Origin of the sequence: Streptomyces sp. NPDC050617 (assembly GCF_040654795.1) — a bacterium.
Lineage (GTDB): Bacteria > Actinomycetota > Actinomycetes > Streptomycetales > Streptomycetaceae > Streptomyces.
Map to the genome: position 1 here is coordinate 145,629 of NZ_JBFAIS010000013.1, position 23,651 is coordinate 169,279.

A 23,651-nucleotide genomic window follows, 5' to 3' on the forward strand; every position below is an offset into this window, starting at 1 on the left:
GGGAAGACGATGTCCACGGACCGGGTGGTGGAGGCGCTGCGCGCCTCGCTCCAGGAGAACCAGCGACTGCGCGAGACGAGCCGGCGGCTCGGTGACGAGGCCCGCGAGCCCATCGCCGTCGTGGCGATGGGCTGCCGCTTCCCCGGCGGCGTACGCACCCCCGAGGAGCTGTGGGAGCTGCTGGTCAAGGAGCGGGACGCGGTCTCCGCGTTCCCCGAGGACCGCGGCTGGGACGTCGAGGGCCGGTACGACACGGACCCCGACGCGCCCGGCACCTTCTACGTCCGGGAGGGCGGCTTCCTCCGCGACGCCTGCGACTTCGACCCCGCCTTCTTCGGCATCTCGCCGCGCGAGGCCCTGGCGATGGACCCCCAGCAGCGGCTGCTGCTGGAGACGGCCTGGGAGGCCGTGGAACGCGCCGGGATCGACCCGCTCACCCTGCGCGGCAGCCGGACCGGCGTCTACGCCGGGGTCATCTACAGCGAGTACGGCTCCCGGCTCGGCGCGGTCCCCGACGAGGTGGAGGGGTTCCTCGGCACCGGCAGCATCCCCAGCGTCGCCTCCGGCCGCGTCGCCTACACGCTGGGGCTCCAGGGACCGGCGGTGACCCTCGACACCGCCTGCTCCTCCTCCCTCGTGGCCGTCCACCTCGCCTGCCAGGCGCTACGGGCCGGCGACGCGACCCTCGCCCTGGCCGGCGGGGTGACCGTGATGTCCACCCCCGGCCTGTACATCGGCTTCAGCCGCCAGCGCGGGCTCGCCCCCGACGGGCGCAGCAAGTCGTTCTCGGCGGCGGCCGACGGCGCGGGCTTCGGCGAGGGCGTCGGCCTGCTGCTCCTGGAACGGCTCTCCGACGCGCGCCGCAACGGCCACCCCGTACTGGCCGTGGTGCGCGGCTCCGCCGTCAACCAGGACGGCGCCAGCAACGGCATGACCGCCCCCAACGGGCCCGCCCAGGAGCGCGTCATCCGGCAGGCGCTGGACCGCGCCGGGCTCGCCCCCGGCCAGGTGGACGCGGTGGAGGCGCACGGCACCGGCACGGTGCTGGGCGACCCCATCGAGGCGCAGGCCCTGCTCGCCGTCTACGGCCGGGGCCGGCCCGCGGACCGGCCGCTGTGGCTCGGCTCGCTGAAGTCCAACCTGACCCACACCCAGGCCGCCGCCGGGGTGGGCGGCGTCATCAAGACCGTCCTGGCGATGCGGCACGGCCTGCTGCCCAAGACCCTGCACATCGACCGGCCCACCGACCAGGTCGACTGGACCGAGGGTGCCGTGGAGCTCCTCACCGAGGCCCGCCCCTGGCCCGCCACCGGCGAGCCCCGCCGGGCCGGGGTCTCCTCCTTCGGCGCCAGCGGCACCAACGCCCACCTGATCCTGGAATCCGTGCCCGAACCCGCGCCGGCCCGCGCGGCGGCTCCCGCGCCCGGCCCGGTGCTCTGGCCGCTGTCGGCGAAGAGCGGCCCGGCGCTGCGGGCCCAGGCCGCCGCCCTCCACGCCCACCTGCTCGCCGAGCCCGACCCGCGTCTCCTCGACGTCGGCCGCTCGCTGGCCCTCGGCCGGTCGCGGTTCGCGGAGCGCGCCGTCCTGGTCGGCGAGGACCGCGCCGAACTGCTCGCCGGACTCGCCGCCCTCTCCCAGGGCGAGGAGCCCGCGGCGGGCGTACGCGGCACCGTGCCGCAGGGCGGCCGCAAAGCGGTCTTCGTCTTCCCCGGAACGGGCGCGCAGTGGACCGGCATGGGCGCTGAACTCCTCGACAGCAGCCCGGTGTTCGCCGCCCGGATGGCCGACTGCGAACGGGCCCTGGCCCCGCATCTCGACTGGTCGCCCACCGCGGTGCTGCGCGGCGCGCCGGGCGGGCCCGACCCCGAGCGGGTGGAGGTGCTCCAGCCGGTCCTGTTCGCGGTGATGGTGTCGCTGGCCGCCGTGTGGCGCGCCCACGGCGTCGAGCCCGCCGCCGTGATCGGCCACAGCCAGGGCGAGGCGGCCGCCGCCTGCGTGGCGGGCGCGCTGTCCCTCGACGACGCGGCCCGCGTCGCCGTGGAGCGCAGCAAGGCGCTCGGCACCCTGCCGGGCGGCGCGATGGCCACCGTGATGATGTCGCCGGAAGAGGTCTCCGAAGCCCTGACGCGACGTCAACTGGACGTCTCCATCGCGGCCGTCAACGGCCCGCGCGTCGTGGTGGTGGCCGGCTCCGAGGACGCCGTCGGCACACTCGTCGACGACCTCGAGGCCGAGGGCGCGATGGCCTGGCGGATGCCCATAGGGCACGCCTCCCACTGCGGCGACGTCGAGGCCATACAGGACATGCTGCGCACGGCGCTGGCCGACATCGCGCCCCGGCCCGCCGCCGTCCCGATGCTCTCCACCGTCGACGCGGCCCCGCCGGGCCCCGACGCCTTCGGCCCCGACTACTGGTACCGCAACCTGCGGCACACCGTCCGCTTCCAGGAGGCCGTACGGGCGCTGCTCGACGCCGGGCACCGGACCTTCCTGGAGATCAGCCCGCACCCCACGCTGACCTTCGGCATCGAGGACACCGCGGCCGACGCCGGCGCGCGGGACGCCCTCGTGCTCGACACCCTGCGCCGCTCCGAGGGCGGCCTCCGGCGGCTGCTGCTGTCCCTGGGCGCGGCGCAGGCGAACGGCCTGCCGGTGTCCTGGGAACCGCTGTTCGACGGGGTCGGGGCGGGCCGCGCCGACCTCCCCACGTACGCCTTCCAGCGCCGGCGCTACTGGCTCGACGCGGCCCCCGCGGGCGGCGACCCCGCCACGGCGGGCCAGGCCGACGGCGGCCACCCCCTGCTCGGCGCGGCCGTCGCCCTCCCGGACGAGGCGGGCACCCTCTTCACCGGCCGGCTCTCCCTCGCCGCCCACCCCTGGCTCGCCGACCACGCCGTCGCCGGTACGGTCCTGCTGCCCGGCGTGGCCTATCTGGAGATGGCCGCGCACGCCGGACGGCGGCTCGGCAGCGCCGCGGTCGAGGAACTGACCCTCGCCGCGCCGCTGCTGCTGCCCGGCGACCCGGCGTCGGAGCGGGCCGTACAGCTCCGGCTGCTGGTAGGGCCCGAGGACGCGGACGGACGCCGCCCCGTGACGCTCCACTCCCGCCCCGAAGACGCCGGAGCCGACCAGCCCTGGACGCGCCACGCGGACGGAACCCTCGGCGCCCGACCGGCTCCGGCCCTGCCCGTACGGGCCGAATGGCCGCCGTCCGGGGCGACGCCGCTGGACGTGGACGATCTGTACGAGCTGCTGGAAGCCCAAGGCATCGAGTACGGACCGGCGTTCCGCGGCCTGCGCGCCGCCTGGCGCGACGGCGACGAGATCCACGCCGAGGTCGCGCTGCCCGAGACGCTGACGGGCGCCGGGAACGGCGGATTCGGCGTACACCCGGCGCTGCTCGACGCCGCCCTCCAGACGACCGGACTCCGGCCGACGGACGGTCAACAACCCACTGACGGCGTGCCGTTGCCGTTCTCCTGGAGCCAGGCGGCGATCGAACCGTCCGCCGAACCGGTGCTGCGCGTGACGCTCCGCCCCGACGGGCCGGACGCCGTGACGGTACGGATCACCGACCCGGCCGGACACGCGGTCGCCACGGTCGGTTCGCTGACCCTGCGCGCCGCCTCCGCCGCCGCCCTGCGCACGCCTGCCGACTCGCTGTTCCGCCTCGACTGGACCCCGGTCGCCGCCCCCGACGCGGAGCCCCCGCCCGCCCGCTGGGGGATCCTCGGCCCGCGCGACGAACGGCTCCTCCCACCGGAGTTCGCCACCGAGCCGCTGCCCACGGAGGAAGAGGGCGGCGGGGGCGCCGTGCCGGATGCCGTGCTGCTGCTCTGCCCGCCCCGCGCCGACGCGGACGCCGATGCCGACGCCGTGACGGGCCCGGAAGCCGTGCACGCGGTCGCGGCCGACGTGCTCGCCCGAGTCCAGAGCTGGCTGGCCGACGACCGCTTCGCGGACACGCCCCTCGTGGTGCTCACCCGAGGCGCGGCCGACACGGGCGAGGAGCCGGTGGACCTCGGCGCCGCCGCCGTCTGGGGCCTGCTCCGCTCCGCCCAGCTCGAACACCCCGGACGGTTCCTGCTGCTCGACACCGACGGGCCGCAGGGGACCACCGCCCAGCTGACCACCGTGCTCGCGGCCGGCGAACCGCAGACGGCCGTCCGCGAGGGGCGGCTCCTCGCGCCCCGGCTGGCCCGTCAGGACGCCCCCGCGCCCGTACCGGCCGCGCCCTCCTTCGGGCCCGACGGGACCGTGCTGCTCAGCGGCGGCGGCGCCCTCGCGGGCGTGCTGGCCCGCCATCTCGTCGCCGAGCACGGAGTGCGCCGCCTGCTCGTACTCAGCCGACGCGGCCCGGAAGGCCCCGGCCTGGCCCCGCTCGCCGCCGAACTGGCCGAGCAGGGGGCCGAAATGACCGCGCTGGCCTGTGATGTGTCGGACCGTCGGCAACTGGCCGACGCGCTGGCGACGATCCCCGACGAACACCCGCTGCGCGCGGTCGTGCACACCGCGGGAGCCCTCGACGACGGGCTCCTCGAAGCCCTGACACCGGGGCGGCTGCGCGCCGTGCTGCGGCCCAAGACCGACGCCGTCCACCACCTGCACGAGCTGACGCGCGGGTACGAGCTGTCGGCGTTCGCCGTGTTCTCCTCCGCCGCGGGCGTCATGGGCAGCCCCGGCCAGTCCGCGTACTCGGCCGCCAACGCCACCCTCGACGCGCTGATGGCGGCGCGGCGGCGGCTCGGACTGCCGGGCGTCTCCCTGGCCTGGGGGCTGTGGGAGCGGCAGAGCGGGCTGACGGCCGAGCTGGCCGGCACAGACCTGCACCGGATGGCTCGCGGCGGGGTGCGCGCGCTGTCCGACGAGGACGGCATGGCGCTCTTCGACGCCGCCTTGAGCGCCGGCGACGCGCTGGCCGTGCCGGTGCACCTGGACCTCGCCGCGTACCGCGACGGCCCGCCGCCGCTGCTGCGTTCGCTGGTACGGGCCCGGCCCCGGAAGGCGGCCGCCGACTCGGTCCGCGCGCGGCTCGCCGGAGCCGGGGCCGAAGAGCGCGAGCGCGTCCTGCTCGACGTCGTACGCACCCTCGCGGCCGGCGTCCTCGGCCACGCGGACGCCGAGGCCGTGCCGGAGACGGCCGCCTTCCTCTCCCTCGGATTCGACTCGCTGACCGCCGTCGAACTCCGCAACCGGCTCGGCGAGGCCACCGGGCTGCGGCTGCGGCCCTCGGCGGTGCTCGACAGCGGCACGCCGGTCAAGCTGGCGGCGCAGCTCGGGGCGGCGCTGGCCGCCGCGTCCGAAGCGGCAGCCGCGGCCGAACCCGAGGTGGGGGCCGACGCTCCACCGGCGGTAAGGGCCTCCGGCGAACCCGTGCCGGACGCCGGGCCCGAGCCGGACGCCGACCCGGTGAGCCTGCTGTTCCGGCAGGCGTGCGAACTGGGGAAGACCGACGAGGGTCTCGCGCTGCTGAAACACGCCTCCGCCCTGCGGCCGCAGTTCGACAGCGCGGCCGGCTTCCTCGCCTCCGGGGCCTGCCCCCGGCTGCTCCGCCTGCGCGAGCGCGCCGACGCCCCCGTCGTCGTCTGCTTCGGCTCGGTCGTCGCCCTGGGCGGCGCCCACCAGTACGCGCGCCTCGCCGCGCGGCTGGGGGACCGGTTCGGCGTCAGCGCGCTGGACGCCCCCGGCTTCGTACCGGGCGAGGCGCTGCCCGCGGACATGTCCGCGCTGCTGGACTTTCAGGCGCTGACGATCCGTCAAGAGCACCCGGACAGCCCCCTGGTGCTCGTCGGCTCGTCCTCCGGCGGCACCCTCGCGCACGGTGCGGCCGCGGCGCTGGAACGGCTCGGCGCCGGGCCCGCCGCCGTGGTGCTGCTCGACACCTATCTGTCCGACAACGCGGGCATCACGCAGTTCAACGACGTCCTGCTGGGCGGGATGTTCGCGCGCGAGGACCGGGCGGCCCCGATGGACGGAACCCGGCTCACCGCGATGGGCGGGTACTTCCGCATCCTCGACGACTGGCGGCCCCCGGCCGTCGAAGCGCCCGTCCTGCTCGTACGCGCCTCCACCCCGCTCGGCGAACCGTCCCCGGACGCCGGGGACTGGCGCTCCTCCTGGTCGTCCGCGCACACGGTCGTGGACGTGCCAGGCGACCACTTCTCGATCATGGAAGAGCACATCGCGACCACCGGCGAGGCCGTCGCCGACTGGCTCCGAACCGTCGTTCCACCGGTCGCGGGCGCCGCCCCGGCCACGCGTACGGGCACGACGGCCGACGAACCGGAGGCAGCCCGTACAGAGGCCCGTACAGAGGCCCGTACAGAGGCCCGTACAGAGGCCCGTACAGAGGCCCGTACAGAGGCCCGTACAGAGGCTCGCGCGGAGGCTCGTACGGACACGGCGGATATCTCGGATACCTCGGGCGCCGCCCCGGCCGCCCGCACCAACCACCCGCTGAGGAGGGACGCGTGACCACCACGCCGCACGAGGAGAGCCAGAACCCGCCGGCCCACGCGCTGACCGTGCTGGGGGCCGGGGTGATGGGGGTCGGCATCACCGCGCTGGCCCTCGGCCACGGGCTGCCCGTCCACCTCGTCGACACCGACCCCGACCGGCTCGACCGGGCGCCGGAGAAGATCGGCGACGAGCTGCGGCTGGCGCAGCTGATGAGCGCCCTGCCGCCGGACATCGCGCCCGGCGAACTGACCACCGCCGCCACGTCCGACGCCGCCGGCCGGGCCACCGCCGTCATCGAGGCGATCACCGAGAGCGCCGACCTCAAGGCCAAGGTCCTGGCCGAGATCTCGGCCGCGGTGCGCCCCGGCACGCTGCTGATCACCAACACCTCGTCCATCCCCGTCGACGAGCTCGCCGACGCCGTCGACCGCCCGGCGGAGCTCGTCGGCACCCACTTCATGAACCCGCCCTACCTGATCAAGACGGCCGAGGTCGTCCGCGGCCCCCGGACCGGCGACGCGGCGATGGCCGCCGTGACCTCGCTGCTCGCCGCGGTGCGCCGCGACGGCGTCGTGGTCAAGGACGCCCCCGGCTTCGTGACCAGCAGGGTCCTGCACCCGATGATCAACGACGCGGCCCGCGTCGTACAGGAGGGCACCGCCACCGCCGAAGCCGTCGACGCGCTGATGCAGGGCTGCCTGGGACACCCCACCGGGCCCCTCCGCACCGCCGACCTCATCGGCATCGACAACCTCGTCGACTCGCTGAAAGTCCTGTACGAACGCACCGGCGACGACGGCTGCCGCCCCTGCGACCTGCTGCTGAAGCTCGTCGCGGAGGGCCGCCACGGCCGCAAGTCGGGGCAGGGCTTCTACACGTACCCATGACCAGCACCATCGCGACCCGCGCCGCTTATATCACTCGCACCGCTTACCCCATGGAGGAGAACCGATGACCAACCAGACCGGCGAGGCCGCGGACACCGGCACCGGGGCCCGTACGCCGGAAGCCGTGGAGAAGGAGCTGCTCGACTTCCTCCAGGGACATACCGGCACGCCATGGCAGCCCGAGACCGACCTGTTCAGGACGGGCGGCCTCTCCTCCCTCTTCGCGATGCAACTGGTCGTGCACCTGGAGAAGACCTACGGGGTGGCGATCCGCGGGGCCGACCTCCGGATGGACAACTTCCGTACCGCGCGCGTGATGGCGGCGCTGGTCTGCCGGCTGCGGGAGCCGCGCTCCGGGGGCCTCGATGGGTGACGTGGTCTCCGAGGCGGCGGCCCGGGTCACCGCGGCGGTCGGCGACCGGGCCGGTGAATGGGACCGCTCGGGCCTGCTCCCCGTGGACCTGCTCCGGGAACTCGGCGCGGCCGGCCGGCTGTGCGCCGAAGTGCCCGCCGAGTACGGCGGGTGGGGCCTGAGCAGCTGGCTCAGCGGCGAGTACACCGCGCACGTGGGGAGCCTGTGCAGCTCCCTGCGGAGCGTGCTGACCTCGCAGGGCATGGCCGCCTGGACCGTCCAGCGCTTCGGCACGCCGCGGCAGCGGGCCGACTGGCTCCCGGGGCTGACCGGCGGCCGGCTCGCGGCGGTCGGGTTCAGCGAACCGGACGCGGGCAGCGACCTCGCGGCGATGACCACCGTCATCCGCCGCGACGGCGACTCGGTTGTCATCGACGGCCGGAAGAAGTGGGTGACCGCTGCCTCCTACGCGGACGTGCTGGTGATATTCGGCCGCTACGCCGACGGCTCCGACGGCTCTGACGGCTCTGACGGGGATGTCGCCGCCGCCGTGCTCGTACCCGCCGACACGCCCGGTGTCGAGGTGCGGCGGATCGCCGATCCGCTCGGCTGCCGCGCGGCCGGCCACGCCGACATCGCGCTCGACGCGGTCCGGCTGCCTGCCGAGAGCGTCCTCGGCGGGTACGGGCTGCCGCTGCCGCTCCTGGTGACCACCGCCCTGGCGTACGGGCGGATGTCCGTGGCGTGGGGGTGCGTGGGCATCCTGCGCGGCTGCCTGGCCGCCGCCGCCGGGCACGCCGCCGTCCGCGAGCAGTTCGGCAAGCCGATAGCCCGGCACCAGTTGGTGGCCCGGCACCTCGCCGAGCTGTACACGGCGGAACAGGTGGCCACCAGGGTCTGCGAGCACGCCAGCCGCTGCTGGGACGAGGGGTCCCCGGACCAGGTGGTGGCCACCGTCCTGGCCAAGCGCGTCAGCTCCGCCCAGGCCGCCGCCGGGGCTTCGTCGGCCGTCCAGGTGCTGGCCTCGGCCGGTTCGCGGGACGGCCACCCGGTGGCCCGCGCCTACCGGGACGCGAAGCTGATGGAGATCATCGAGGGCAGCACCGAGCTGTGCCAGGTGCTGCTCGCCGACCACGCCGTCTCCGCGCGGGGCCGCACCCCACAGGCCGCGCCGGCACCGGCACCGGCCGTATCGGCACCAGCCGCACCCGTGCCCGCCGTGCCCACCGCACCCGCACCCGCACCGCCCGTATCCGCGTCGGGGAGGCCGCGGTGAGCGCGCCCGACATCCGTGAACCGCAGGGGGAGCCCATGAGCGACACCGCCGGCGACGACCGGCCCGCGACCGTCAAATGCCTGGTCTGGGACCTGGACAACACCCTCTGGCAGGGCACCCTGCTGGAGGACGAGCAGGTGGCGCTGGCCGACGAGGTGCGCAAGGTCGTCATCGAGCTGGACTCCCGCGGCATCCTCCAGTCCGTGTCCAGCAAGAACGACCACGACCACGCCTGGGCCCGGCTGGAGGCCCTCGGCGTCGCCGAGTACTTCGTGCTGCCGCAGATCGGCTGGGGTGCCAAGTCTGACGCGGTGCGCCGCATCGCTGACCGGCTGAACTTCGCGCACTCCGCCATCGCCTTCATCGACGACCAGCCCGCCGAGCGCGCCGAGGTCGCCTTCCACCTCCCCGAGGTCCGCGGCTACCCGGCCGAGCAGGCGCTCGACCTGCCGGGCCTGCCCGAGTTCACGCCCGCGACGAGCACCGTGGACTCGCGGCGGCGCCGGGCGATGTACCAGGCCGGGTTCCGCCGGGAGGCGGAGCGCGCCGAGGCGGCCGGCCCCGACGAGGAGTTTCTGCGCTCCCTCGACATGGTGATGCGTATCGGCCGGGCCACGGGCGAGGAGCTGTCGCGGGTCGAGGAACTCACCCTGCGCACCAGCCAGATGAACGCCACCGGGGTGCACTACTCGGACGCCCGGCTGCGGAGCCTGCTCGCCGACCCGGACCACGAAGTGCTCGTCGTCACCCTCACCGACCGGTTCGGCCCGCACGGCGCGGTGGGGGTGCTCCTGCTGGAGCGTCACCCGGAGATGTGGCACCTCAAGCTGCTCGCCACCTCCTGCCGGGTCGTCTCGTACGGGGCCGGGGCGACGCTGCTGAACTGGCTGGCCGACGCGGCGGCCGGGGCCGGAGCGCATCTGGTCGCCGACTTCCGGGCCACCGAGCGGAACCGGATGATGGAGATTGCCTACCGCTTCGCCGGCTTCGACGACCAGCCCTGCCCCTGCGCCGCCGGGCTGTCCGACGACGCGGAGACGTCCGGGGCGGCGGCCGGGGCGGCGGCCGGATCAGGGGCCGACGGGCTCCAGCGGCTGCACCTGGTGCCCGAGGCCCGTCCGGCGTCCACCACCCTGCGGCTGGAGGCGCCGGCGCTCTTCGTCTGATACGGGGCCCCGGCCGTGCGCGCGCCGCCGACGCCCGTACGGCCGGGGCCCGTTCAGAGCTTGCGGGCGAGGGAGATACCGTCGGCCATGGGCAGCAGGGACAGCTCCACCCGGTCGTCGTGGTGCAGCAGCCGGTTCAGGTCGCGCACCCCCTCGGTGTCCGGGTCCTGCGCGTCGGGGTCGGCGACGCGCCCGAAGAAGAGCGTGTTGTCGATGACGATGAGGCCGCCCTTGCGGACGAGGTCCAGTGAACTCTCGTAGTAGCGAAGGTAATTGGTCTTGTCCGCGTCGATGAAGACGAAGTCGAAGGAGCCGGGCCCCTCGTCGGCCAGCAGCTTGGCCAGCGTGTCGTTCGCGTCGCCGATCCGCAGGTCGATCCGCGACTCGACGCCGGCGCGCCGCCAGTAGTCGGCGCCGAACGCCGGCCACCGGTCGTCGATGTCGCAGGTCACCAGCCGTCCGCCGGCCGGCAGGGCGCGGGCCAGGCACAGCGTGCTGTAGCCGGTGAAGGTCCCGATCTCCAGTACGGACCGGGCCCCGGTCAGCCCGGCGAGGAGGGCCAGCAGCTGCCCCTCCTCGGCCATCACCTGCATGGCCCGCCCGGCGGGCAGCACCGCGGTGGCCTCGCGCAGCTCCCGCAGGATCGTGTCGTCCCGCAGGGACACCTCCCTGACGTAGTCGAGCAGTTCACCGGTGGCTGCTGTCTGGTGGGCCATGGAAACGGCCTTCCCCTCTGCTGTATGCGACGTCGCTGTGTGCGAAGTCGTCGGAGTAGTCGATGTGCGCGTCGCGAGGAAGCCGCGAGGAACGGGGCCCGCGCCCTCTCGCGGCCCCTCTTACACGGCTTACACGGCTTACACGGCCCGGGGCCCTGTCGTGCCGGTCGCCTGGAACACGTTCTGATGCCGGAAGGACTCGTACTCCTGGGCCCGTTCCCGCGCGTACGCCTGGAGCAGCGCGTCGAGGCGGTAGCGCCCGGCGACGGGAGGGTGCAGGAGATGCGCCTCGACCAGCGTGTCGAGGGCGTCCTCGGCGCTCTCCTCGGAGCAGTTCAGCATGGCCGCGACCCTGCCGCGCGAGGTGTGCGCGGCGTTGACCGCGCCCAGGGCGGTGAACACGGCCACCGGATCGACGCCGTTCGCGGAGCGGCGCGGCAGCTCCGTGTGGCCCGCGTCGAGGCTGGGCCGCACGTCGAGGTCGCCGATCCGCAGTGCATCGAGCAACTGCGGTGCGTCGGTGAGCCGTTGGGCGAGGTCGCCGAGGCTCCAGTGCGGGCGCTCCAGCTGGCGGGCGCCCGCGATGCGCAGCGCCAGCGGCAGCCCCGCGCACATCGCCACGACCGTACGCGCGGCCTGCGGCTCGGCCTCGACCCGGGCGGGCCCGACGAGCCTGCCCAGCAGCTCCAGCGACTCGCGCTCGTCCAGCGGCGGCAGCGTGACGGTGTGCGCGCCCTCCAGGTCGGCGAGGCGCCGGCGGCTGGTCACCAGCAGTCCGCTGCCTCCGCTGCCCGGTACCAGCGGCCGGATCTGCGCCGTGCTGTCGGCGTCGTCGAGGAGGACCAGCAGGCGGCTGCCGGCGGTGAGGGAGCGGTAGAGCACCTCCCGCTCGTTCTCGTCGGCGGGGATGTCGGCCCGTGGGACGCCGAGGGCGGCCAGGAAGCGGTTCAGCACCTCTCCGGAGGCCAGCGGCCTTTTGCGGGAGCCGAGTTCGGCGTAGAGCTGGCCGTCGGGGAAGGACTCCCGCAGCGCGTGGGCCGCGTGCAGGGCCAGCGCGCTCTTCCCGGTGCCGCCGCGGCCGGTGACGACGGCCGTGCCGACGGAGCCGGTCGGGAGGCCGGCGGCCGTCAGCGCCCGGCGCAGTTGCTCCAGCGGTTCGTCGCGCGCGGTCAGTTCGGGCGGTACGGCGGGAAGTTCCGCGGGCTTCGGGCGTGACGCGCTGTGCCAGGGCCGGGCCGAAGGCGGCGGCGCCGAGCGCGTCACCAAGGCGGTCTGCCGGGCGGGCCGCCCCCTGACGGCCCGTTCGTCGGGGAGGTCGTCGGCGGAGAGGATGCGGCGCTGGACCTCGCGGAGGTCGGCGCCGGGTTCGGCGCCGAGCTGTTCCACGAGCAGGTCCCGGGTGCGCTGGTAGAGGGCGAGCGACTCGGACTGCCGTCCGGAGCGGAAGAGGGCGAGCATCAGCTTGCCGACGAGCGCCTCGCGCAGCGGGTTCTCCCTGACCAACCGCCAGAGTTCCGGGATGAGTTCGGCGTGCCGGCCGAGCGCCAGCTCGGCGTCGAAGCGCAGCTCCGTCGTCTGGAGCCGCAGCTCCTGGAGGTAGCGCCCCTCGACGTCGCGCAAGGTCTGGGACGGCACGTTGACCAGGGGTTCGTCGCGCCAGCCGGCCAGCGCCCTGGTGAGCTCGGCGCAGGAGTCCTCCATGTTCCCGACGTCGGCGTGGGCGGCCGCGCGGTGGCGGTGCGCGGTGAAGCGGCCGAGGTCGCTCTCGTCCTCGCCGAGTGCGATCAGGTAGCCGGGCGCGCGGGTGATGATGCGCGCGGACGCCTGCTCGCCGAGGACCTGGCGCAGCCGCATGACGTAGGTGCGTATGGTCGCGGCGGCGCTGGGCGGTGGGGATCCGTCCCAGACGTAGCCCGCGATCCGGTCCACCGAGACCACGTGGTTGACATTGAGCAGCAACGTCGCCAGGACGACGCGTTGTCTGGGGGCCGATACGTACACCTCCCGCGCGTTCAGCCGGACGGAAAGCGGACCGAGCAGCAAGAATTCCAACGAACTCCCCATTCGTCCTGTTCGTCACGCAGGAGTCGTGACGGAGCGGGCCGTCTGGCGGTTCGCGGGCCCGTCGGCCAACGACGTCGAGCGAGACCACCAGCATCTTGGGAGCGCTCTGAACCGGTCAACGATATGCCGAGATGTTTAGGCATATTCCTAGAGCCCTTACCGGGGGGCCATGTCATGTTTGACATCTCCGTAGCCTGTTTTGTCCGTTTGGATAGCTTGTGTGCCATCCGTCGCGGCGCGCTGGAGATCGTTTCTGAATCAAATTCAAGGCGCCGCTCTCCGGCCCGCATCACGGCCTTTCCCTGCGGGTTCACGCGAATTCACATGGCCGAGCGGTATTCGAAGTGCAAGTGTTCGAATTGATTTGCGCCCTTGCTGAGATTCAGCGGGGCGTGGCAGGGTGGGAATCACCGTACCCAGATCCTTCGGATCTGTGGAACCGTGAAGGGAAAACCCAGGCGACATGACTTCCTTACCCTCGGACAGCGGCCTTTGGTGCAGGCGCTTCCACCCCTCCCCGGCGGCGACGAGCCGCCTTGTGTGCTTCCCGCACGCGGGTGGCTCGGCGTCCTTCTACTTCCCGGTCTCGGGAGAATTGCAGGGCCGGACGGATGTGCTGGCCGTGCAGTATCCGGGACGGCAGGACCGCCGGGCGGAGCCGACCGTCGACGACCTCCGGACGCTGGCCGACGAGGTGTTCGCGGCGCTCCGCGGCTGGACCGGGCTGCCGCTGACCTTCTTCGGCCACAGCATGGGCGCCCTCGTCGCCTTCGAGGTGGCCCGGCGGTTCGAGGGCGCGGGGCAGGGGATCGAGCACCTCTTCGTCTCCGGCCGGCGCGGACCCGCCGTGCCCCACGAGGAGCGTCTGCACCTGCGGAGCGACGACGGCATCGTGGCCGCGGTCCGGGAGATGAGCGGCACGGACGAGAGCCTGCTCGAGGACGAGGAACTGGTCCGCATGATGCTGCCCGCGCTCCGCGGCGACTTCCGCGCCGTGGAGACCTATCGCGGCGAGGCCGACGCCCTGCTCCAGTGCCCGATCACCGCCCTGGCGGGGGACCGGGACCCGAGGGCGCCCCTCGACGAGGTGCGCGAGTGGAAGGCGCACACCTCCGCGGCCTTCGACTTCAAGATGTTCCCCGGCGGTCACTTCTATCTGACCAGCCGGCCCGCCGACGTGATCGACGTACTCAGGGACCATTTCGACCGGTGACGCGCCGGCTTCGGGCGAAAGGCCCGGCGCGGCCCAACGCGTCGGCGGCCGGCGATACGGCCGGCGGCCGGCTGATATATCGACGCACCTGACGCACCATTGAGGAAGGCGGGTGTACGGATTGACGCCGTTACGCGGTTCCACGGCGGTCGGCTCCACCGCGGCGCTCCCCAAGGCCGGCGACCGCAGGGGCTCCTGTCGCCCCGCGGCCGAACGGGCGCCGGAGCGCGGGGACACGGCGGGGCCGCCGCGCGGGGCCGGGAGCGCGGCGGCCCCGCCCGACACCGAGCGGCTCACCGCGCTCGACGCGTGCATCCTGGAGGGCATCGCCGTCGGCACCTCCACCGTGGAGCTGGCTGCGTCCCTCTACCTCAGCCGCAAGGGCGTCGAATACCGCATCGGTCTGATGTTGCGTCAGTTTCAGGTGCCGAATCGGGTGGCCCTGGTCTCCCGCGCCCATTCGATCGGTATGCTCACCGTGGGCGCCTGGCCGCCCCGGGTCCCGAAGAGCTTTGTGGTGCAGTCCGACTGAGCGGTGCGGGCCGAACCGGGGCCCGCACCGCGCTTTACGGGATTCGCCCGCCCGGCTCGCCCGGGTAATAGGAAGAGACGCCCTCGGATTATTTCAGCCTGCAATATCGTCTCGATAGCGCGAGCTGCGACATTCCCGATGCGGAGAATTGCACCTTTCGGTGGCAAGTGAATCGATGTTACGGTGCGATCGCGTCGTGGTCGGAATTCCCCGCCGGGGAGCCGTGCCTGTCACGGACGCCGTACCGCGTCTTTCTCCTGATTACCTTCCCGCTGGGGGCGAGAATGACTTTGGGCTATCTGTTCGGCGGCGGCGTCGGCACCGAGCCGCACGGTCTGGAGCTGTACCACGAGTACCCGGTCGTACGCAGCTGGTACGAACAGGTCGCACAGTGGACGGGGTTGACGGTAGGTCAGGTCCTGGAGGACGATCTGCCGGCCGCGCAGGAGGAGCGCCAGAGCGTCGGCACGGTACGGGAGGCCGCGCTCGCGATCGGCGTGCACGACGTGCTCGCCCAGTTCGGCCTGCGCCCCACCGCCATCGGCGGCCTCAGCCTCGGCGCGATGACGGCCAGCGCGCTGGCGGGGGCCCTCAGCAGACAGGAGCTGTTCGAGATGCTGGCGGGCGCCCGGGACACCCCCGAACTCCCCGCCGACGCACCCGCCCAGGGCATCGCCCTCGCCTTCGCGGAGACCGCCGACGGCCAGCCCGCCCACCCCGGCGAGGGGCGCGCAGGGATCCACCTCGCCGGCGACTTCGGCCCCACGGCCGACGGCAAGCAGCGCATCCTCATGCTCGCCGGCCACGCCGAGGCGCTGAACGCCCTCGCCGCCGAGGCCCCGCCCGGCACCGTCGTGCCGCTGCCGGGCCGCACCATCGCGGTCCACTCGCCGCTGCGCCGGCACTTCCGCGACTTCATGGCCCCGCGCATCGACGCGATGGCCTTCTCGGCACCTCAACTCCCCCTGCTCTCCTGCCTGGAGCCCAAGACGCTGACGAGCGCCGAAGAGGTCCGCGACCTCTTCCAGCGCAACTCCACCGACCCGATCAGCCTGGTGGACGTCTACACCGGGATGAAGAGCGCGGGCGTGGAGCTCGGACTCGTGATGGGGCCGTCGATCCCGGAGGGCATCCTGGCCTTCCCCTTCCCCGTCGTCCACATCGAGCAGCCCGAGCACATCCAGCAGGCCCTGACCACCGCGTACGACCTGGGCATCGACCTCACCGGCGGGCAGGTGCGCACATGACCGCCACCTCGGTGACCGCCCCCACCCAGCTGACGGACGATCCCGACGCCCTGGTCGCCGGGTGGCTCGACACCGACCTCGACCAGTGGTGCCGCCGGGTCGTCCGGCGCCACTTCCACCCGGAGACCGGCAGCCCGTACTGGCTGCGGCGCGCCCAGCAGTTCGACTTCGACCCCCGCGACATCACCCGCTACGACCAGCTCGCGGCCTTCGGCCCGTTCCGGCTCGAGAACCTGCGCGAGCAGGACCCCGGCGACCTGGTCCCGCGGTCCGTGCCGCGCCCGCTGACCGGCCGCGCCTGGGACACCGGCGGCACCACCGGTACCCCCTGCCGGGTCTTCTACACCCCGGACATGCTGCGGCACCGGGCGGTCTGGCGCCGCTGGTCGTTCGTGCGGGAGGGCTTCGCCCCCGGCCGCACCTGGCTCCAGGCCACCCCCACCGGCCCGCATCTGATCGGCCACGGCGTGTGGGAGGTCTCCGAACTGCACGCGGGCCAGGCGTACGCGATCGACATGGACCCCCGGTGGGTCAAGCGGCTCATCCGCTCGGGCCGCCTCCAGGACGTCGGGGACTACACCGCCCACCTCCTGGAGCAGATCACCGACGTGCTGCGGCAGGCGCCGGTGCACTACCTCAACACCACGCCCGCGCTCTTCCAGACGCTCCGTCAGCGCCACCCCGACCTGGTGTCCGCCCTCGAAGGCGTCCGGCTGAGCGGTACCCAGATCAGCGCCGACATGTACCGCGCCTTCAAGTCCGCGCTGGATGGCGGGATTTGCGGCATGACATACGGCAACACCTTTGGCAACGCGGCCTGTTGGGAGGTGGAGCGAGAGGGTGAACTGATCTCGTACGTGCCGAACTTCCCGCAGGTCACGATGGCGGTCGTGCGCAAGGACGACTGGTCGGCCGTCGTCGACCCCGGTGCGGTCGGCCAGGTGCGGCTCACCGTGCTGCACGAGGACCTCTTCCTGCCCAACATCCTGGAGCGCGACCAGGCGCTGCGGCACCGCACCGAGGAATGGCCCTGCGACGGCGTCGCCAATATCAGCCCGCTGCAGACCACGAGCTCAGCCCCCGAAGGGCTGTACTGACGACCCGCCCCGCGTGTGACCGGTGGGACAGCGAAAGCGTTCTGGGAATTGCATTCAATATTTGCCGGAACGCCGTTCCGAAAATGGTCCGCCGACAGAATCGGCCAATGTGTTTCTTGGCAATCCCGGCCGTTGAACACCCCATCCGAACGCGTCTAGTATCCGGCGACAAGGATGGCGCACGCGGAACGAGAAGGCGGGGTGCGGAAAGAAATGACAAGCGAGCACGTAGAGAGCCAGCGCAGCAGGGTGAGCAAGGCGTTCGACCTGATTGACGTGGACGGCAACGGCGAAGTGGGCGTCGAGGAAATCGAGGCCCTGACGCAGCGGTTGACCAGTCGTTTCGGGCTCACGGCCAACTCGAAGCAGCACGAGGAATTCCGGCAGGCGGGCGTCGATCTCTGGCGCGATCTGCAGCACCAGCTCGACCAGAGCGGCGACCAGAAGATCAGCCGGAAGGAATACGTCGACTTCTACGCCGAAGCCGACCCGACCGTGGTCCGCCGGGCCCTGGAGCCTTTCGCCGGCCTGCTCTTCAACCTGTTCGACACCGACGGCGACGGAAAGGTGTCGCGGAGCGAGTTCGAGCGGTACCACCGCGCCTGGGGAGTTCCCGCCGACCAGATCGAGGGAACTTTCGACAAGCTCGACACGGACCACAGCGGTGACCTGTCGAAGGACGAGCTCCACCAGTATCTCGCCGGATTCATCTTCGGCGACTCGGGGTCGAAGGGCTGACCCCGACCGCCCCGCGTTCAACCGGCCGGGCCCGGCTGTTCGACTGCCGGGCCCGGTTCGCCCTGCCCCGTTCCGTACCGCGCCCCGCCGCCATTGGCACACCTGAGCCCAGCTGATAGTTTCGCGCCGTACAGCAAGGCGCTTGACGCGGGGTGAGGGGGAATCCGTCGCGATGGCACTGATATCCGTCAACGGAATTCGCATCAATTACGAGGACCACGGTGCGGGCGAACCCGTGGTGATGATCATGGGTACCGGAGGCGGCGGCCGCGCGTGGCGGCTGCACCAGGTGCCCGCGCTGACCGCCGCCGGCTACCGGGTCATCACCTTCGACAACCGGGGCATCCCGCCGACCGACGAATGCGCCGGCGGATTCACCATCGACGACATGGTGGCCGACACGGCGGGGCTCATCGAAGCCCTCGGCCTCGGACCCTCCCGCGTCGTCGGGACGTCGCTGGGCGGCTACATCGCCCAGGAACTCGCCCTCTCGCGGCCGGACTTGGTGCGGCAGGCGGTGCTGATGGCCACCCGCGGCCGGGTGGACGCCATGGGCCGCGCGCTCGCCACCGCGGAGGCCGAGCTGTACGACTCGGGGCTGGAGCTGCCGCCCCGCTACGCCGCGGTCGTACGGGCCCAGCAGAACCTCTCCCCGCGCACCCTGGAACACGACGAGCAGGCGCGGGACTGGCTCGACCTCTTCGAGATGGTGGTCCAGGACGGGCCGGGCACGCGCGTCCAGATGGACATCGCGCCGCCCGCGGACCGGCTGCGCGCCTACCGGCGGATCACCGTGCCCAGCCACGTCATCGCGTTCGCCGACGATGTGATCACGCCCGCGAAGCTGGGCCGGGAGGTCGCCGACGCCATTCCGGGCGCGACCTTCGACGAGATCGCCGACTGCGGCCACTACGGCTACCTGGAGGACCCCGCGGCCGTCAACAAGGCCATGGTGGAGTTCTTCCGCCGGCCCGCGCGGCAATAGGGGCGCGGCTGCCGGCTTCGGCCCACCGGCAGGACGTGCGCCGGTGGGCCTGATCCACGCGTGCCGGGGGTCGGCTCGCGACGGGACGGGTCAGCCGTCGGACGGCGTGCGGTTGAAGCCGCGCACCGCCAGGAACACCATGACGACCAGCAGCGCGAGCGTCGCGCCCACGGCCGCGTACACGGAGTCGCCGATCGGCCAGCCCAGCGCCACCCGTCGGGCCGCGTTCACCACGTACGTCAGCGGGTTCGCCTTGGCCACGAACTGGAGCCAGCCGGGCAGCACATGGGTCGGCACGAACGCGCTCGACGCGAAGGTCAGGGGGAACATCGCCAGCGGACCGATCCCCGCGACGACCTCCTTGTTGCGCAGCCACGACCCCAGCGCCAGGAACCCCCAGACCACCGCCCAGGTGACGAACAGCGTCAGCAGCACCGCCACCGCGAGCCCCGGCACACCGCCGCGCGGGTGCGCGTCGAGCAGCAGCAGGGCCGTCGCCAGCAACACCGTGAGCTGCGCGGCGACCCGCACCAGATAGTCCAGGCTGCGGGCCACCAGCACCGAGGACATCCGGATCGGCATCGAGCGGAACCGGGACAGCACGCCGTTCTCCATGTCGAACAGCAGGCTGTAGCCGGCCCCCGTCGCCGTGCCGGTGGCGGTCGTGATGAGGATGCCGGGGAGGAGGTAGTCGATGTACGCGACGCCCGGCGGGAAGTTCTTCGGGTTCGACATGCTGCCGAACACCTGGCTCATGATGAGGAGCAGGATCAGCGGCTGGACCAGCTCGAACAGCAGCAGCCGCCGGTTGTTCACGAAGGCGCGTATGGAGCGGCCGGCCAGCACGCCGATCTGGGTGAGGCGGCCGCTGGCCGGCCAGCCGGGCGCGGAGGACACCCGCACCGGTGGCGCTGCGGGGCTGATGGCCGGGGTAGTCATCACAACTCCTGGTACGGGGTCAGTTGGCAAGGGCGGTCGGCTGGTTGGCCCGGCCGGTGTGGTGGGACCGACCGGCCTGGCCGGCCTGACTGGTCAAGGCGAGATACACGTCGTCCAGCGTCGGCTCGGTCAGGGAGAACTCCGTGACGTCCAACCGCCCCTGGTCCAGGGCGCGGACGACGGTGGCCAGCTCCGCCGAGGTCTCGGCCGGAGTGCTGATCGAGCCGGTGACCGCGTCCTGAGCGGGCGTCAGCCCGGCCCGGCCGAGCGCGAGCATGATGGCGCCGGAGTCCGCCGGGTCGGCCGGCACGATGTGCACCGCGCGGCTGCCGACCTGGGACTTGAGCCGCGCGCTCGTTCCGGACGCCACCACCGTGCCGTCGGCCAGCACCGTGATCGTCCCGGCCAGCCGGTCCGCCTCGTCGAGGTACTGGGTCGTCAGCAGTACGGCCGCGCCCTCGCGGACGATGCCCTCGACCACCTCCCACAGCGCCAGCCGGCTGCTCGGGTCGAGCCCGGTGGTCGGCTCGTCCAGGAAGACCACGTCCGGCCGGCCGACCAGGCTGGTGGCCAGGTCCAGCCGTCTGCGCATGCCGCCGGAGTACGTACGCGACGGGCGGTGCGCGGCCTTGGTGAGGTCGAAGACCTCCAGCAGCTCGTGCGCGCGGGCCCGTGCCTGGCGGCGGCTCGCGCCGAGCAGCCGGGCGATGAGGATCAGGTTGTCGGTGCCGGACAGGTTCTCGTCGACCGCGGCGTACTGCCCGGTGAGCCCGATGCGACCGCGGACCTCGTGGCTCCGGCCGACCACGTCGAATCCGGCGACGCGCGCCGTGCCGCGGTCCGGCGGCAGCACCGTGCAGAGAATATTGATCAGCGTGGTCTTTCCGGCGCCATTGTGCCCCAGCAGTCCGTGCACCGTGCCCGCGTGCACCGAAATATCCACGGATGAGAGTGCGGCGACCTGTCCGAAGCTCTTTCCGATTCCGATTGCCTCGATCATCGGTCCATGCATCTATTACCCCCATGTGCAACGCGTGGCCGATGACGAGTTGTCATATCGGCGCGCACGGCACGCTACGGCGACCATTTATGCAGTGTCAAAGATTCCCGCCCGGAAGATGAACACCGCCGCCGTGCGTCCGCCGATGAACACCGGCCGGGAGCGGATCACGTCCGGCGTCCGGTTCGCGAGATCCGCGCCACACCGGCCGCCCCGGTCCGTCGCCCCCGAACAAGCGGAATGAAGGAATCATCTCCGTGCCACCGGTCCCACCGGCGGCTTCCGGGATTGGACGCGCCCATTCCCATCGGTCCGCGGGGCGGTGGGGCCCGGAGTCGGCGGCGGCCGTGCGTGCGGCCCGTGTTGGCGAATCCGCGCACGGCCGGAATAAGATCCGCCGTAGCCCCGCGTATCCGGCAGTGCCGGTGCACGCCATCTCCAGGTGTGGCCGATACTTCGCGATGGCATTTCATCCCAGATTCTACGGAGTGAATTACTCATGTATCGGACCATGATGAAGTCCAAGATCCATCGGGCGACCGTCACCCAGGCGGACCTGCACTACGTCGGCTCGCTCACCATAAGCGCCGACCTGATGGAAGCCGCCGATCTGCTGCCCGGCGAAAAAGTGGACATCGTCGACATCGACAATGGCGCCCGGCTCTCCACCTATGTCATCGAAGGGCCGCGGAATTCCGGGATCATCGGCATCAACGGAGCCGCCGCCAGACTTATCAGCCCCGGCGACCTCGTCATCATCATCGCGTACGCGGGGGTGACGGACGAAGAGGCCCGGAAGATGGAGCCGCGCGTGGTCTTCGTGGACGCCGAGAACAAGGCCGTGCACCTCGGCAGCGACCCCGCGGACGTACCCGCGGGCTCCGGCCTGCTGCGCGGCGACGCGCCGGCCGTATAGCCGCCGGCAGTCTCCCCCTGGCCATCTGGACCGGACATCTGGAGAAGAAAGAATGCGCCTGAACCAGGAACAAGTCGACCGCTACCACGAGGACGGTTTCCTCACCGTCGAATCCGCGCTGGACCACGGCGAGATCGAGCGCCTGCGCGCCGCGTTCACCCGAGACTGCGGGATTCCGGGACCCCAGCGGATCGCCGAGGACAACGGCGACGACGTACGCGCCGTCTACGCCTCCCACCACCGCCAGCCCGAGTTCGCCTCGCTCGTCCGCGACCCCCGCCTCCTGGCGCCGGTCAAGCAACTGCTCACGGAGCAGGTCTACATCTACCAGTTCAAGATAAACGCCAAGCCCGCGTTCGGCGGCGAGAAATGGTCCTGGCACCAGGACTACGTCGCCTGGCGCGTCGCCGACAATCTGCCCGCGCCCCGCCAGGTCAACGTCGGGATATTCCTCGACGACGTCGACGAGTTCAACGGCCCGGTCATCTACCTGCCCGGCTCGCACCGCTCCGGCCTCGTACGCGACAGCCGGGACACCGCCGTCAGGTCCGACCAGCACCTCGACCCGGACGACATCGCCCTCACCAAGGAGCAGTTGGCCGGCCTCGTCGCCGAGCGCGGCATGGTCAGCCCCAAGGGCCCCGCGGGAACGCTCGTCTTCTTCTCGCCGGAGATCGTGCACGGCTCCGCCCCCAACATGTCCCCGTTCCCCCGCCGGCTCCTCATCACCACCTACAACGACGTGGCGAACCTCCCGAGTTGGACCGGCGAACCGCGCCCCGAGTACGTGGTGTGCCGGGACACGGAGCCGCTGCGCACCCGGGAGACCCCCTTCCTCGACGGCCTTGAGGCGGTGGCGGCATGAGCGCCCGCACCGGCCGCGCGGTCGTCCTGGAGAGCTTCGGCAGCCCCCTGGCCCTGCGCACGTTCGACCTCCCGGCCGCCCCGGACGGCGGCATGGTCGTCGCGTGCACGTACGGCGGGATCTGCGGCACCGACCTGCACCTGCAACAAGGCCACCTGGCGATCCCCACCCCGCTGGTCCTCGGCCACGAGGGCATCGGCGTCGTGCGGGAGCTGGGAGCGGGCGCCGCGCGGGACGCCACGGGCGCCGAACTGCGCCCCGGCGACACTGTGATGTGGGCGTCCTCGATCGCCTGCGGCAGCTGCGTGCCCTGCCGGCTGCACCGCGAGCCCACGCTCTGCGAGAACCGCCGTACGTACGGGGTCAACCGCTCCGTCGAGCAGGGCCCGGCCCTCTCCGGCGCCTGGGCCGACCACATCGTGCTCCAGCAGGGCACCACGGTCGTGAAACCGGCCGAAGGGGTGGACCCGCTCGCCGCGATGTCGCTGGCCTGCGCGGGCCCCACCGTCGTGCACGCCCTGTACGAGCGGCGCCCCGTGCGGGTCGGCGAGGTCGTCGTCGTGCAGGGCAGCGGCCCGGTCGGCCTCGCCGCCGCGGCGCTCGCCCAGCTGTCCGGCGCGGCGAAGGTCGTCATCGTCGGCGGCCCGGCCGGCCGGCTCCGGGCGGCGGCCGCTGCGGGCATCGGCGACATCCACCTCGACATCGCGGGCGCGGCCGACCCCGAACAGGTGCTGGCGCGGGTGCGCGAGGCGGCCGGCGGCGACGGCGCGGACCTCGTCATCGAGTGCGCGGGCGTGCCCGCCGCCGTCGGCCAGGGGCTGCGCCTGGCGCGCAGGGGCGGCTCGTACCTCGTCATCGGCCAGTACACGGACGCGGGGGACACCTTGATCAACCCGCATCAGATCGTGCATCGGCAGCTCGACGTCATCGGCTCCTGGGCGTTCACCGGGGCGCATCTCGTCGAGTACGTGAAGCTGCTGCCGGCGCTCACCGCGCGCTTCGACCTCCGGTCCCTGGTCACCTCCTATCCGCTGGAGGAGCACGCCGCGGCGCTGTCGGCGGTCGCGGACGGATCGGTGATGAAGGCCGTGCTGGCGAGCTGAACCGCGCCGCGCGTACGGTGGGCACCGCCCGGGGCGGCCCGTACGAAGAATGAGTGTTCAACCGATCGGATCGGTCAGTTGAATGCCCGGCGGAGC

The 23,651-nt window shown here is 72.7% G+C and carries 18 protein-coding genes; 14 read left to right on the forward strand and 4 right to left on the reverse strand.

All coding sequences use genetic code 11. The features are described from left to right. The first annotated feature begins 9 nt into the window (after positions 1-9). The 5 genes from AB0I49_RS19260 (at position 10) to AB0I49_RS19280 (ending at position 10,140) form a co-directional block, all read left to right on the forward strand. Complete coding sequence (locus AB0I49_RS19260; protein ID WP_363228226.1) at positions 10-6,474, forward strand: type I polyketide synthase; 6,465 nt, start codon at positions 10-12, stop codon at positions 6,472-6,474. After that, a complete protein-coding gene (locus tag AB0I49_RS19265; protein ID WP_363228185.1) occupies positions 6,471-7,346 on the forward strand; it encodes a 3-hydroxyacyl-CoA dehydrogenase family protein in 876 nt (291 codons plus the stop codon). Before AB0I49_RS19260 ends, AB0I49_RS19265 begins: the two co-directional genes overlap by 4 nt. A 64-nt stretch (positions 7,347-7,410) precedes the next feature. Next, positions 7,411-7,719, forward strand: a complete 309-nt coding sequence (locus AB0I49_RS19270; RefSeq protein WP_363228186.1) for an acyl carrier protein — start codon at positions 7,411-7,413, stop codon at positions 7,717-7,719. Beyond that, the gene (locus tag AB0I49_RS19275) at positions 7,712-8,974 is read left to right on the forward strand and encodes an acyl-CoA dehydrogenase family protein (protein ID WP_363228187.1); all 1,263 of its coding nucleotides are present in this window, start codon (positions 7,712-7,714) and stop codon (positions 8,972-8,974) included. Before AB0I49_RS19270 ends, AB0I49_RS19275 begins: the two co-directional genes overlap by 8 nt. A 35-nt stretch (positions 8,975-9,009) precedes the next feature. Next, positions 9,010-10,140 carry an HAD-IIIC family phosphatase gene (locus tag AB0I49_RS19280; RefSeq protein WP_363228188.1) on the forward strand — a complete coding sequence of 377 codons (1,131 nt, stop codon included), beginning with the start codon at positions 9,010-9,012 and terminating at the stop codon, positions 10,138-10,140. 53 nt (positions 10,141-10,193) lie between these two features. On the opposite strand, the gene AB0I49_RS19285 is transcribed toward AB0I49_RS19280, so the two are convergent. Then, positions 10,194-10,856, reverse strand: a complete 663-nt coding sequence (locus AB0I49_RS19285; RefSeq protein ID WP_363228189.1) for a class I SAM-dependent methyltransferase — start codon at positions 10,854-10,856, stop codon at positions 10,194-10,196. 138 nt (positions 10,857-10,994) lie between these two features. Continuing rightward, positions 10,995-12,908 carry a BTAD domain-containing putative transcriptional regulator gene (locus AB0I49_RS19290; protein WP_363228190.1) on the reverse strand — a complete coding sequence of 638 codons (1,914 nt, stop codon included), beginning with the start codon at positions 12,906-12,908 and terminating at the stop codon, positions 10,995-10,997. 475 nt (positions 12,909-13,383) lie between these two features. On the opposite strand from AB0I49_RS19290, the gene AB0I49_RS19295 reads away from it, so the two are divergent. From AB0I49_RS19295 to AB0I49_RS19320, 6 genes are all read left to right on the forward strand, one after another. Further along, positions 13,384-14,133, forward strand: coding sequence for an alpha/beta fold hydrolase (locus tag AB0I49_RS19295; protein WP_363228191.1), 750 nt, complete (start codon positions 13,384-13,386; stop codon positions 14,131-14,133). Positions 14,134-14,245: 112 nt separating this feature from the next. Further along, the gene (locus AB0I49_RS19300; protein ID WP_363228192.1) at positions 14,246-14,665 is read left to right on the forward strand and encodes a LuxR C-terminal-related transcriptional regulator; all 420 of its coding nucleotides are present in this window, start codon (positions 14,246-14,248) and stop codon (positions 14,663-14,665) included. Positions 14,666-14,949: 284 nt separating this feature from the next. Next, positions 14,950-15,912, forward strand: a complete 963-nt coding sequence (locus AB0I49_RS19305) for an ACP S-malonyltransferase (RefSeq protein ID WP_363228193.1) — start codon at positions 14,950-14,952, stop codon at positions 15,910-15,912. Then, positions 15,909-17,009 carry an arylcarboxylate reductase gene (locus AB0I49_RS19310; RefSeq protein WP_363228194.1) on the forward strand — a complete coding sequence of 367 codons (1,101 nt, stop codon included), beginning with the start codon at positions 15,909-15,911 and terminating at the stop codon, positions 17,007-17,009. The genes AB0I49_RS19305 and AB0I49_RS19310 overlap by 4 nt, the downstream gene beginning before the upstream one ends. Before the next feature lie 213 nt (positions 17,010-17,222). Continuing rightward, positions 17,223-17,747, forward strand: a complete 525-nt coding sequence (locus AB0I49_RS19315) for an EF-hand domain-containing protein (protein ID WP_363228195.1) — start codon at positions 17,223-17,225, stop codon at positions 17,745-17,747. Positions 17,748-17,919: 172 nt separating this feature from the next. Beyond that, entirely contained in the window at positions 17,920-18,732 is an 813-nt protein-coding gene (locus AB0I49_RS19320; protein WP_363228196.1) for an alpha/beta hydrolase, read from the forward strand. A 90-nt stretch (positions 18,733-18,822) separates the two neighbouring features. Here the strand turns inward: AB0I49_RS19320 and AB0I49_RS19325 are convergent, their stop codons facing one another. Together AB0I49_RS19325 and AB0I49_RS19330 are read right to left on the reverse strand one after the other, a co-directional pair. Further along, positions 18,823-19,671 (reverse strand): ABC transporter permease, encoded by an 849-nt coding sequence (locus AB0I49_RS19325; protein ID WP_363228197.1) that lies wholly within the window; start codon positions 19,669-19,671, stop codon positions 18,823-18,825. A gap of 19 nt (positions 19,672-19,690) precedes the next feature. Beyond that, positions 19,691-20,614, reverse strand: a complete 924-nt coding sequence (locus AB0I49_RS19330) for an ATP-binding cassette domain-containing protein (protein WP_363228198.1) — start codon at positions 20,612-20,614, stop codon at positions 19,691-19,693. 556 nt (positions 20,615-21,170) lie between these two features. On the opposite strand from AB0I49_RS19330, the gene panD reads away from it, so the two are divergent. The 3 genes from panD to AB0I49_RS19345 are packed head-to-tail and all read left to right on the forward strand — an operon-like array spanning position 21,171 to position 23,555. After that, positions 21,171-21,587 (forward strand): aspartate 1-decarboxylase, encoded by a 417-nt coding sequence (panD, locus tag AB0I49_RS19335; RefSeq protein ID WP_363228199.1) that lies wholly within the window; start codon positions 21,171-21,173, stop codon positions 21,585-21,587. Between the two features lie 52 nt (positions 21,588-21,639). Continuing rightward, the gene (locus AB0I49_RS19340; RefSeq protein WP_363228200.1) at positions 21,640-22,452 is read left to right on the forward strand and encodes a phytanoyl-CoA dioxygenase family protein; all 813 of its coding nucleotides are present in this window, start codon (positions 21,640-21,642) and stop codon (positions 22,450-22,452) included. After that, positions 22,449-23,555, forward strand: coding sequence for an alcohol dehydrogenase catalytic domain-containing protein (locus tag AB0I49_RS19345; RefSeq protein WP_363228201.1), 1,107 nt, complete (start codon positions 22,449-22,451; stop codon positions 23,553-23,555). The genes AB0I49_RS19340 and AB0I49_RS19345 overlap by 4 nt, the downstream gene beginning before the upstream one ends. Positions 23,556-23,651 lie beyond the last annotated feature (96 nt).